General features: G+C 36.4%; 10 protein-coding genes. 9 read left to right on the top strand and 1 reads right to left on the bottom strand.

The features are described from left to right. The first annotated feature begins 59 nt into the window (after positions 1–59). The 9 genes from IPI15_RS07200 to odhB all read left to right on the top strand — a co-directional run bounded on the left by IPI15_RS07200 (position 60) and on the right by odhB (position 12,184). Positions 60–1,388 (top strand): glucoamylase family protein, encoded by a 1,329-nt coding sequence (locus tag IPI15_RS07200; RefSeq protein ID WP_287419706.1) that lies wholly within the window; start codon positions 60–62, stop codon positions 1,386–1,388. A 53-nt stretch (positions 1,389–1,441) separates the two neighbouring features. Continuing rightward, entirely contained in the window at positions 1,442–3,076 is a 1,635-nt protein-coding gene (locus IPI15_RS07195; protein WP_353845289.1) for a glucoamylase family protein, read from the top strand. Positions 3,077–3,413: 337 nt separating this feature from the next. Next, positions 3,414–5,255: an MFS transporter gene (locus IPI15_RS07190; protein WP_287419704.1), complete on the top strand. Its 1,842-nt coding sequence runs from the start codon at positions 3,414–3,416 to the stop codon at positions 5,253–5,255. A gap of 27 nt (positions 5,256–5,282) precedes the next feature. Further along, positions 5,283–6,272 carry an ROK family protein gene (locus IPI15_RS07185; protein WP_287400321.1) on the top strand — a complete coding sequence of 330 codons (990 nt, stop codon included), beginning with the start codon at positions 5,283–5,285 and terminating at the stop codon, positions 6,270–6,272. A 186-nt stretch (positions 6,273–6,458) separates the two neighbouring features. Beyond that, entirely contained in the window at positions 6,459–7,586 is a 1,128-nt protein-coding gene (gene dnaN / locus IPI15_RS07180) for a DNA polymerase III subunit beta (RefSeq protein WP_287400319.1), read from the top strand. A gap of 12 nt (positions 7,587–7,598) precedes the next feature. Continuing rightward, a complete protein-coding gene (nadD, locus tag IPI15_RS07175; protein ID WP_287400317.1) occupies positions 7,599–8,183 on the top strand; it encodes a nicotinate (nicotinamide) nucleotide adenylyltransferase in 585 nt (194 codons plus the stop codon). A 733-nt stretch (positions 8,184–8,916) separates the two neighbouring features. After that, a complete protein-coding gene (locus IPI15_RS07170) occupies positions 8,917–9,327 on the top strand; it encodes a hypothetical protein (protein ID WP_287400314.1) in 411 nt (136 codons plus the stop codon). Between the two features lie 953 nt (positions 9,328–10,280). Next, entirely contained in the window at positions 10,281–10,697 is a 417-nt protein-coding gene (locus IPI15_RS07165; RefSeq protein ID WP_287400313.1) for a carboxypeptidase-like regulatory domain-containing protein, read from the top strand. A 251-nt stretch (positions 10,698–10,948) separates the two neighbouring features. Continuing rightward, positions 10,949–12,184 (top strand): 2-oxoglutarate dehydrogenase complex dihydrolipoyllysine-residue succinyltransferase, encoded by a 1,236-nt coding sequence (gene odhB, locus IPI15_RS07160; protein WP_287419702.1) that lies wholly within the window; start codon positions 10,949–10,951, stop codon positions 12,182–12,184. A gap of 581 nt (positions 12,185–12,765) precedes the next feature. Here the strand turns inward: odhB and IPI15_RS07155 are convergent. After that, positions 12,766–13,068 (bottom strand): ArsR/SmtB family transcription factor, encoded by a 303-nt coding sequence (locus IPI15_RS07155; protein ID WP_287400309.1) that lies wholly within the window; start codon positions 13,066–13,068, stop codon positions 12,766–12,768. Positions 13,069–13,156: the final 88 nt, after the last annotated feature.

Raw genomic sequence — 13,156 nt, 5'->3', positions numbered from 1 at the left:
ACTTTAGAAATTATCGATTTCAAAAATTAATTGTACTTTTCAGAAAAATACTCCGCCACATGCGTTTTCTTTCTTTTTTAATGATTTTTATTTTATTTAGCATTAGTAACTATGCTCAAAAGAAGTCGAACATTGTCCTGGAGCCTGTCAAAAAAGGCCTTACAGATGATCAGTTACTTGAAGAAGTGCAAAAAGTAACTTTTAGATACTTTTGGGACTTTGCCGATCCGGTCTCAGGTCTCGCCAGAGAAAGAAGCAACGTAACTGACTACGGCAGTGAAGTTTTAGCAAGTGGAGGCAGTGGCTTCGGTGTCATGGCCATTATAGTCGCGGTTGAGCGAAAATGGATCACAAGAGAAGAAGGAGCAGAGCGATTGCTCAAAATCGTCAATTATATCAGAAAGGCAGATAGTTTTCATGGCATGTTTCCACATTGGTGGGAGAGCCCTTCAGGCAAGGTCCGGCCGTTTGGGAGGAAAGATGATGGCGGCGATATTGTAGAATCTGCCTTTATGTTTCAAGGCTTGCTATGTGTTGCAGAATATTTTGATCAAAACAATTCTGTGGAAAAACAACTGAGAGCGAAGATCAACTGGACTTGGCGTGAGGCTGAATGGAACTGGTATACAAAAGATGGACAAAACGTATTATACTGGCACTGGAGCCCCAATTGTGGCTGGGCGATGGATTTTGAGATCCGAGGTTACAATGAATGTCTGATCACTTATGTTCTGGCGGCGTCCAGTCCGACTTATCCGATCGATCCTCAAGTCTATCACAAAGGATGGGCTATGAGCAATTTCTTTAAAAACGGAAAAGAATTTTATGGACATAAATTGCCCTTGGGCTTTGATTATGGAGGACCTTTATTTTTCTCACATTATTCTTTTATGGGTTTAGATCCTCGTGGATTGAAGGATAGATATGCAGATTATTGGGTTCAAAATCAGAATCATTCATTGATCAACTACGATTATTGTGTGGATAATCCCAAGAAATATAAAGGTTATGGTGCAAATTGTTGGGGGCTAACTGCCGGTGACAACATGGAAGGATATAGTGCACATTCGCCAACCAATGATCTTGGATATATTTCACCCACTGCATCACTGTCTTCTTTTCCTTATACACCAAAGGAATCCATGGCTGCATTGCGTCATTTTTATGAGGATCTAGGAGATAAAATATGGACAAAGTATGGTTTTGCAGATTCATTCAGTCCGCAGACAGGCTATGTTGCAGATTCACATTTAGCTATTGATCAGGGACCAATAATTGTAATGATCGAAAATTATAGGACAGGATTATTATGGAAATTATTTATGAAAAATAAAGACGTCCAAAATGGTTTGACTAAACTTGGTTTCGAGTTTAAAAAATCTGAATAGCCAACATATCACCATAAATCTCGTTCTATTTCTACAAGCAAATTTAATTTTATATGATTTTGAGGCTGACAGTTTTTTTATTTATAATATTTAGTATTCTAAGTTGTAAAAAAGATGATGACCCAATACCCGCAGGTTCTTTTAGTGTCGAATCTGCTACTTTAAATGGAAACAGTGCAAATGGCCAAAGAGGCATAGGTCTGACACCATCTTTCGTATTTAAATTCAATAAAAAAGTTGATATTAAAACTGTAGATGGCAATGTTAGAATTTCTGGGTATAGCAATTCACTTAATATTTCAGTGACTGATTCTACTATCTCAATGACACCTGTTCAACCTTTAAATTATCTTACAAAATATGAGGTTATCATTGGAAGTGAACTGAAAAGTACTGACAACATCACCTTGAATAATGAATTCGATTTTGAATTCTATACCTTGCTTGATCCTTCGGATAAATTCCCAAGAATTAGCGATGAAGGCTTGCTGGATTCAGTTCAACGAAGAACATTTGCCTATTTTTGGGAATTCGGACATCCGGTCTCCGGATTGGCACGTGAGCGCAATTCGTCAGGAGATCTTGTGACAAGTGGAGGAAGCGGTTTCGGCCTTATGACAATACCTGTGGGAATAGAAAGAGGTTTTATCACTAAATCAGAAGGCTTGGAAAGGTCAAAATTAATAGTTGATTTTTTATTAAATAAAACGGATACTTATCATGGTGCGTTTCCACATTGGTTTAGCGGCTCCACAGGAAAAACTATACCATTTAGTGCCAACGATAACGGTGCGGATCTCGTAGAAACTTCTTTTCTGATGGCAGGTCTTTTGACGTTGAGACAATATTTCGATGGGAATAATCCATCTGAAACACAGATACGTGATGACATCAATACCTTATGGTCAAATGTAGAATGGAGTTGGTTCAGAAAAAACAATGAAGATGTGTTATACTGGCATTGGAGCCCAGACAAAGCATGGATCATGAACCTGCAGATCCGAGGCTGGAATGAATGTCTGATTACATATTTGCTTGCTACCAGCAGTCCTACTCATGCTATTCCGACAGAAGTTTATCATAAGGGATGGGCCAGCAATGGAGGCATAAAAAATAACAAACCAGCCTATTCTATCAACCTTCCATTGGGAAATGGAACAGGTGGTCCATTATTTTTCGAGCACTATACATTTCTGGGCATTGATCCGAATGGGTTGAAAGATGATTACGCAGATTATGGTGAACAAACAAAGGCTCATACCCTTATCAACAGGGCATATTGCATAGCAAATCCTAAAAAATACTATGGGTACAGCGCTGAGTGTTGGGGACTCACAGCCGGAGATATTTCAAATGGATATACCGCCAGTTCACCTTCTAATGACGTCAGTGTCATTACGCCCACAGCGGCTATCTCCTCTATGCCATATACTCCGGAAGAAAGCATGCAAGCTATGCGTTTCTTTTATTACAAATTGGGCAATAAACTATGGGGACCTATGGGCTTTTATGATGGATTTTCGCTCCATAATAATTGGTTTGCAAAGTCTACTCTTGCTATTGACCAAGGACCGATAGTAGTCATGATTGAGAATCACAGAACAAAATTGATTTGGGATTTGCTTATGTCTGCTCCCGAAATACAAACAGGAATGCAGTCTTTAGGGTTTACTAGCCCAAGATTTTAATCAGAAGATACAAGTCGGCACAATTGATTGATAATATTCAGAAATATAATTTCTAACATTTTTTAATATTTATTAAATAAAATGAATATTAAAATTGTCTCATCTATGCTATTTTTGGCTTAATTCAAAGTTGGCAATTAAAGCTTTTAAAAGTCCTAATATTGAAGATTGTATTATCTTTTTACTTACCGACTTTTATTCTAATTCTAGTGTGAGTATTCAAGTCATTGAAAAACATAATATTGCCAAATAGTTAAAATATAATTTGTTATATTGAATATAATTAATTTATCTTGGTAAGATTTTTTACCAATAATAATTTATTCAAGTATAAACAATGTCCGTTACACAAGATATTAACATTGAAAATAAAGGCCCAATCCCAACAAACTATGGAGGCCTGACGACACTTGTCACCGTTTTTTTCTTTTGGGGATTTATCGCTTCCGGCAATAGTGTTTTTATACCTTTTTGCAAGCACTATTTTTCATTGGACCAGTTTCAATCTCAGTTAATTGACTTTGCATTTTATACAGCTTATTATATAGGAGCATTAGGCTTATTTGCTTACGGAGCATTCGGAGGACATGACCTCGTAGGCAAATGGGGGTACAAGAAAAGTATCGTATACGGTTTATTATTTTCTGCAGTTGGCGCTGCAGCTATGATCATTGCAGTGAATGCTAATGCTTTTGCAGGTATGCTTGTAGGTTTATTTATTGTTGCATTGGGCTTCTCTGTTCAGCAAACGGCTGCTCAACCATTCGCTTCAGCCTTAGGAGATCCGGCTACAGGTACGTCTAGAATCACCTTGGGAGGAGCGATTAATTCATTTGGTACTACAATAGGACCATTGGTGATCGCTCTCGCATTATTCGGCACCGCTAAAGCTATTTCAGATGAAGAGATTGCGGCATTGGGATTATCAAAGGTTATAATATTGTATTGCTGCGTAGGTGCATTATTTATTGCAGCAGCATCTTTGTTCCATTTCTCAAAAAAAGTACCTGCAGGAATTATAAAGGAACCAACTGAAAAGGCTACAAAGGCTTTTTACGGATTGCTTATAATGTCAGGGTTATTAATAATAATGTTTGTGCCTGTATTTGCGAGCTACAGAAGTGTTGAAGCTAAAGAAGTAGCAAGACTCGAAACGGTCATAGGAGGATATACCAAACAAATTGATTCATTAGGTACTGTTCCTAATCCGACCGCTGCCACGCAAATTGCACAAGTTACTACTCTAAAAAACAATACACAGACAACTCATGATGATCTCAAGGCCCCATTGGAAAGAAATAGAATGTACTGGCTGTTTGGCGCATTGTGCGTAGTGATCATTGGATTACTCACTTTTAATTTGAGTGCTAAAAAAGACGAAAGAGGTTGGGGAGCAATGAAATATCCACAACTTGTGCTGGGCATGCTCGCCATATTCCTATATGTCGGTGTAGAAGTAACCGTAGGAAGTAATCTTGCTGAACTGCTAAAACAAACCTCCTTTGGTGGATATAAATCTTCGCAAGTAGCTCCATTTATATCCATGTATTGGGGTAGCCTTATGATTGGTCGTTGGGCAGGAAGTATTGCTGCTTTCAACTTCTCAAGTATGACTAAAAAGATACTCACCTTCGTGGTACCTCTAGTGGCCTTTGGTGTGGTAATTCTTGCCAACACAATTGCACAGTATGATATGACTCCATTATATTGGTATGTGGTTTGCGTTTTGATACAGATAGTAGCTTTCTATATCAGTGATGAAAAACCTGTGAGAACGATGATACTATTTAGTTCGCTTGCTGTGACAGCAATGTTGATCGGCATATTTTCTACCGGTATTATTGCCGTTTATGCCTTTTTGAGTGCGGGATTGTGTTGTTCTATCATGTGGCCATCTATTTTTGCATTATCTATAGCAGGACTAGGTAAGTATACCTCACAAGGATCTGCATTCTTAGTAATGATGATATTGGGTGGTGGTATTATTCCTCCGATCCAGGGTAAGTTGGCTGACTTCCTGCAGATCAATAACCCAGGAGTGGAAGGCTATGGTATTCACGCTTCATTCTGGGTTGCTGCTTTGTGTTTTGCTTATTTATTATTCTTCTCCTTCAGAGTGAAAACAATATTGAAGCGCCAGGGAATAGATTATGATCAACAAACAGGAATAAGTCATTAAGATTTATTCACAGAAAGAAAATTTAGTATGGTAAATAGTGATGATCTGGCTATAGGCATAGATATTGGGGGAACCAATACAGCTTTTGGCATAGTCAATCGAGCGGGGAAAGTTATCCAGAGAGGATCAATAAAAACCAGCAATCATAAAGAAGTTGAGTCTTACATTGACGAACTGTTTTTAGCTGTTTTACCTGCTATCGAATACGCTGGTGGAATATCTCACATCAAAGGTATCGGAATGGGCGCTCCCAATGGAAACTTTTACAAAGGAACCATTGAATACGCGCCAAACCTCGAATGGAAAGGTGTAATCCCTATGGCTCAAATGATGAAGGATAAGTTCAGCCTTGATGTCGTACTCACCAATGATGCAAATGCTGCAGCTATTGGAGAGATGACTTATGGTGCTGCTAAAAACATGAAGGACTTTATCATGATCACCCTGGGTACAGGTGTTGGAAGTGGTATCGTGGCTAATGGTCAGTTGATATATGGGCACGATGGATTTGCAGGTGAATTAGGTCATAACATCATCATTCCTGATGGAAGATTTCACCCAGGAACAGGCTTGTATGGTAGTCTTGAAATGTATGCAAGTGCGTCTGGTTTGACCAGGACAGCCATAGAATTTGTAGAGAAAAGGTCAGATGAAGAATCCTTATTACAGGCTTACCCTATAGAAGAGATCAGTAGCAAAATTGTCTACGAGTGTGCCATGAAAGGTGATGCTATGTCTAAAGAAGTTTACGCTTATACAGGGAAGATACTAGGAATGGCACTTGCAAACTTTGCAATGTTTACATCTCCAGAAGCAATAATATTGTTTGGAGGACTTGTTAAGGCCGGCGATATCTTGTTAACTCCTACAAAGGAATCCTTCGAACACAATCTACTTCCATTATTCCGTAATAAAATTAAGATTATCGTATCTGAGTTATTTGAAGCTGACGCAGCTATTTTAGGGGCAAGCGCATTAGTGTGGGACAAAGAAAAGTCTTCAGCATTGATGATTTAGTTTAGGCTTGAAAACAAATGTATGAAATTATGAAAAGTAGGAGCAATGCCTATTGACTTATATTAACCATTAATTGAGGCGCATATTTCCTTTTAATTTTTCTTTTGCTTACTTTCGCACTTCCAAAATTAGCTTTGACATGCAAGTCACAAGCATTATAATAGATCTTTATTAAAAGTATTATACATGAATTTGAGAATTTCTTCCGGAGAGTTGTACAGAATGTTACAGGTAGGATTAAATGCTATACCTTCCAAACCGGTTTATCCAATATTGGCGGACTTTTTATTTACTGTCGAAGGAGATAAATTGACCATCACATCTACTGATCTGGACTTTACCATCGTGACAGAAACTTCCATAGTGCCTTCTGAGAATGGCAAGTTTGCTTTCCCGGGCGATATTTTAGTTAGTACACTACGTGAACTTCCGGAACAGCCGATTGAACTGGTGTATGATGAAGAGACATCAGGGCTATCCCTTATCTCAGCCTACGGAACATATAAGTCAAGTTCGAACAATGTAGAGGATTATCCCAATATTAAAGAAATTAGTGGAGAATCTCAGGTTATCATTCCTGCCAATAGATTGATAAAAGCTTTGAATACTTGTGTTTTCGCAGCTGCAACTGATGAAATGAAGACCAACATGCTCGGCCTTTCTGTGACTATACAGCCGGATTCTATAGTAGCAGCCGCTACCGATGCACATAAGTTGGTAAAATATACTTTATTTCATGAAAATGGTGACCATGAAGCTTCATTCGTGATCCCAAAAAAGGTGGTGAGTATCTTGAAACATATTGCCAATGATGACCTTCCGATTACCATCAGCTATGAGAGAAATCAGATTTTATTTGCATATAAAAATTACAAAGTTTACTGCAAACTGATCGATCAGAAATTTCCGAACTATAATGCAGTGATTCCTTTGAATAATGACAAAGAAATCATCATCAATAGATTGGAATTGCTTCAATCGCTTAAACGCATCACAGTATATGGCAACAGAACTACATATCAGACCTCATTCCATGTAGCTGAAAATGAAATGAAGATCGATACACTGGATGCTGACTTCTCTAATGAAGCTAAAGAGGTTTTGAAGTGCCAGTATACGAATGATCCGCTGGAGTTAACTTATAATGCCAAATATCTGATAGATTCACTCAGCAATTTGGATGCACAGGAAGTCAGACTAGCATTGTCCCAACCATCAAGAGCAGCAATTTTGACTCCTAAGGAAGACGAGATCGGTGAGAATATTCTTATGCTTGTCATGCCTGTAATGACCAAAAGGTCAATAGAAGATTAATATCAGAGCCAAATGAATAAGCACATCGGTTTATTTTTTGGTTCATTTAATCCTGTTCATATAGGGCATCTTATCATAGCCAATCATATGGCCAATGAAACTGATCTCGATCAGGTGTGGATGGTCGTCTCGCCGCAGAATCCATTTAAGGATAAAAAAAGTCTTGCAAAGGATCGGGATAGATATAATCTCGTTCACCTTGCTATTGGAGATAATCCAAAGCTATCAGTCAGTGATATTGAATTTTCTATGCCCAAACCTTCTTATACCATCGATACATTAACTTATCTCAAAGAAAAGTATCCTAATAAAATATTTTATCTCATCATGGGTGGAGATAATGTACCGACACTTCCTAAATGGAAGAATAGTGAACTTCTTATCGAAAATTATAAGATATACGTTTATAAAAGGCCTGGTTATGACTTGGGGCCTTTAGCCAGTCATCCTAATATTACTTCTGTAGAGGCTCCACTTTTGGACATATCATCCACCCACATCCGGCAATTGATCAAAGAACGCAAATCTATTCAATATCTGATGCCTGATGCTGCCCGGCTGGAAATAGAAAGGTCCTCTATATATAGTGATCTATAACTTTAAATCAAATATCGGAGCCAAAAGGTTTTTATAAAACCCATATTCTCTCACAACTTAAGGTTGGAAATCAGAAGCTTTCCTGACAAAGAGCAGCGAGGTCGGAAAAATCAGATTGTTGTACCTAACAGATATTTAATAATCAATATTTGGCCTGGCTCGGAGACTTGATGCCTCAATATAATGTTCACATTCCCAAGAGTTTTCTATTACCTTAATCACTTAGTGTACTTTATACAATAATTATGCTTAATGGTCGTTTTTCAGACTTAATAAGCTATAAAGACCAATAAAAAGTTATAAATATTTGTCCAGATTTTAATTGCCAAATATAATATTGCAAGTATCCCATATAAGCAGAATAATCGAATCTGCTTAAAATATCTTCAATAGCTCGCTATCTCTTTATTAGAAATAATTATACATTATAAATAACTGATAGTTAATTTAAAAGATCAATTTATTTTAATTATACTAACACCCTACTTTATAAAATCGACATATACTATATTATCTTAATGTATTTTATTGAATTGGCATGATTTGTATTAATAAATACATTATTTCGTCGATAAAGTTAGTATACAGAATAAAATATATGTCCTCTATTATACTGTATTACAATGTTTTAGACAATAGACCAAATTATATTTGCCGAAAAATGAACTAATGTCGATCAAATGTTATTATCTTTGCATTACAAAAGTAATCACTAAACAAAATTATATTTGTTATGAAAAAGGTAACAACAACTAACACAAACTTATTATTGACCATTTCATTGTCATTAATCGCAATTCTATTGCTTAGTACATCATTCTTAACAGCTCCATCTGAAGTTAAAATGTCAGGTAAAATCATGTATGCAGATCAGACTGCAGTGGACGACGCTGTAATTAGTGTACTAGATATCACTGACAGATCTTTGATCACATCAGAGGTAAGTCAAGTGGATGGCACATTCAAATTTAAAGAACTAAAATCAGGTAAATACTTTATCTCAATTCAATTAATGGATCAACCTGCTAAAATATATGGCCCGATCACAATCGGTGAAAAGAAAGAGCATCTTGTATTGAAAACGGTATATATGCCTAATGCAACTGCTAAAGTTGTAACTAAATCAACTGCTTTCAACAGCTAATCATTGAATGTAAGTACGATATTATTAGATTTTTAATAATCTGATAAGAATAAGAAGCATCCGCAAGGGTGCTTTTTTTTGTTTATGGACATAGCATTCAACAATGCTACATACGACAACTTAGGATCATCCTGAATTCACTATGTTTCAAATTTTATCAATACGTAACTGAAGTCTTGTATTGACCAATACTTTGTCGTATAATATCAAGCTTAAAGTCGTTTGGCTATCCCTCTAAGTTTAGCAGGGTCGTTCACTTCTATTTTGTCGTCATGTGTATAATGCTGAAAATCATAACTTATAAAAAGAGAAGAAAAAAGTCGCAACTTCTCATCTGGCAGAGGGGTGAACGACCATGAAAAGGTGCCAAAGCGACCTTTTCATGGAAGTGAAACGTCACGAAATCTTGAATAATACAAGATGAAGTAAAGTACAGCCGGGGTGTCGATTGGCGTTATAATACCATGTTTATAAAAATAATTTAAGCAAAACTTACTCCATTTATCAACCAATTACATATTAAAGTTTTAGAGAACTGAATGACCCTAGCTAAGCTTAGTGATAGACTTTTATATCCCTGCATTCGATATTAAGATTAACAGAAAACTATTATGGGCACGCATTTATCGGGAATGATATTCCAATATAAAAAGAAAATCATCCTTCCAGTAAACGTGATCATTATTCCTTTAATCCAGACACCCATAGAATTCCAAATTCTATTCAAACGGTCATTCTTTTGACATTCTTTCATCGGAAATATCGATTCATTAATCTAAAATAAAAATGAATTTGTAGTAACCTGTAACCTCGAAAGCGTTGCAGGACAATCATATGTACAAAATAAGAAAAAATTTATATGATTTCATATAGTATTATGTAATACAGAGTACTATATAAAAGACATATCTTTGCACTACAAAGTATTTATTCATTTTTAAATTAAAAATATCATGCAACAAAACAAAAATCTAAACACAGTTAAAATTATTAAATCACTTCTTTTCACAGTGATCGCTTCATTTATTTTTTTATTACCTTTTTATATGGAGGCTCAACAACAAAAATTATCCGGAAGAGTCATGTATGACAATAAAAAGATTGTAGATGATGCAATGGTTAGCGTCCTTGATGCAAGTGACAATTCTGTAGTCGTATCAGAATTGACTGCTATGGATGGTACCTACCATTTTAATAAGTTGAAAGAAGGAAATTATATGATCTCTGTACAAGTTTTTGGCCAACCTTTGAAATTGTATGGTCCGATCACGATAGGTAAACAACCTTCACAAACTGTAATTGATCCTTTTATTCTTGCTACCCCTAAACAAACGACTACGTCGTTCACAATAAATGGAGAAAAGTCATAAACACCTCAAACATATAAATTTTTGCTTATTTGATTTAACTAAGAGAGGAGACATTCAAAGGATTGTCTCCTTTTTTTATGTCAGCTAGTAAGGTTGAATACGAGTGGAAACATATAAACAGTTATAGACTACTTCATTTTATAAACAATTTCTATACCTATTGCTAGATACAATAGAAAGCACTAACTTAGCAACTTGATTATTTTTTAATCAACTAAAATATATATTTAGACTTATCTAAAAATGTCCTTATGAGTATCATAGAAATGAAAGTCCCTACTATCGGCGAATCTATTAATGAAGTTACCTTATCGCAATGGCTTAAACCTAATGGTTCAATTATCAATCTGGATGATCCTATCTGTGAATTCGAATCTGACAAGGCGACACTGGAATTTCCTGCAGAAGCAGCCGGTAAACTAATTTACGCAGCAGAAGAAGGTCAAGATCTTAAAATAGGTGATCTGGTAGCCAGAATCGATACTTCATTCGCAGGTAAAGAAGAAAAAGCAGAAACTAAGGAAGCGAAAACTGAAGCTCCTGCAGCTGAAAAACCTGCAGTACTTGCCAAAGCAGTTGAAACGTCAAGTAGTTATGCTGTCGGCAGTCCATCACCTGCGGCTTCAAAAATATTAGCTGAAAAGGGTGTCGATACTGACGCAGTTAAAGGAAGCGGAAAAGATGGACGCATCACTAAAGATGACGCCATAAATGCTGAAAAACCTGCAATTGAAGTTCAAAAAGAACAGGCTGTGAGTGAAAAAGTAACAGCAACGGCTTTCTCGAGAAATGAACGAACAGAGAAGATGAGCAGAATGAGGAAGACGATCGCAAGCCGATTGGTTTCTGCTAAGAATAATACGGCTATGTTGACCACTTTTAATGAAGTGGATCTTACCAACATTAATGCCATGAGGGTTAAGTACCAGGAAGCTTTTGTAGCAAAATATGGCATTAAATTAGGCTATATGTCATTATTTGCAAAAGCCTGCGCTACTGTTTTAATGGAAATGCCTGAGATCAATGCTTGTATCGACGGAGACAATTTCATTTTTCATGACTATGCAGATATATCCATAGCAGTTTCTACGCCAACAGGACTTGTAGTGCCTCCGGTTCATAATGTAGAAAGTCTTCAACTCCATGAGATCGAATTGAAGATCAAAACACTTGCCGACAAAGCCCGTAATAATAAATTAACCCTGGATGAAATGAAGGGTGGAACGTTTACCATCACTAATGGTGGAGTATTCGGCAGTATGATGAGTACACCGATTCTTAATGAACCACAGTCAGCCATATTGGGCATGCATTCTATTATAAATCGACCGGTAGCTATTAATAATCAGGTAGAAATACGACCGATGATGTATCTGGCTATGTCTTATGATCATAGAGTCATCGATGGCAGTTCATCAGTAACATTCTTAGTGAGAGTTAAGAAAATATTAGAAGATCCAATGTTGATGTTTATAGGGTTGGTATAGGTCTATCCGTATTGGCACGAGTTAAAAACTCGCGCCAGCGTTAAAAACTCACGCCAGCGCTGGAAATTCGCGTCAACGTTGATTGAAAACTCGAAGAAAACCTTCAAGGACGATTCGTTATTCAAGCTTACAATATTCTTAACATCAAACCTTTCTCCAAACCGCAATGGGGTTAAACTTCAATAACCTCGGGTGCAACCCGTGGATCATTAATAAGCGATTCCCAACCCTGGAGGGGTTGAACTTCATTTTTAGTAATCTGAAAGTATGATAATAATGCTGAAATTTAAGAAAAAGCCGACTTTGAAAAGCACGAGTTGAAAACTCGCACCACCGTTGGTAAAAACTTACTTTAATATTATTGAAAACTAGCGGCAGCGTATAGAAACTAAATGGCCTGAAAAAATCAATTTCCAGGCCATCTATAATTGTTGAAAGAGGGACGAAAGTATATCTTGCTTTCTATAAAATAAGTTTAAAGATCAATGTGGGTAACATGTTCGATCATTTCTTTAGCTATTAAAGTTTATCACAAATGGACGAAAACTGTAAAATGTATTCTTTATCTCTATAATTATAATTTAAGCGTAATAGTTGTTTACAGCGATCATCGCCTTGTTTACTTTTTCGTAGTCGATGTTGTAATGAACATATTTACCGGTCTTTTCTGTCATCACGACACCACTTTTTCTAAGAATGCGCAAATGTTGTGAAGTAATGGATTGTTCGATTTTCAACGTATTGTAAATCTTGTTTACATTGATATTCTGGTATTTGTCGATGAATTCCAGAATTTTTAGTCTTAAAGGGTGTGCAAGAGCGCGAAGGATTTCTGAGGAAATTTGTAGTTTTTCATTGTCAATTGTAACCTTAGTCTTTTTCATGTAAAATAATATTTTGTAGTGTTTCTTAATAAATCTAATGATGATAAAGAAGTAGTTTGACCTGCTCTTCTTTCATTATTACGACCTT

The organism is Candidatus Brachybacter algidus, assembly GCF_016707225.1.
In the GTDB taxonomy this organism is placed as follows: Bacteria; Bacteroidota; Bacteroidia; order Chitinophagales; family Saprospiraceae; genus Parvibacillus; species Parvibacillus algidus.
The sequence above is the reverse complement of the archived record's forward strand: the minus strand, read 5'-3'. Positions and strand labels throughout refer to the sequence as shown.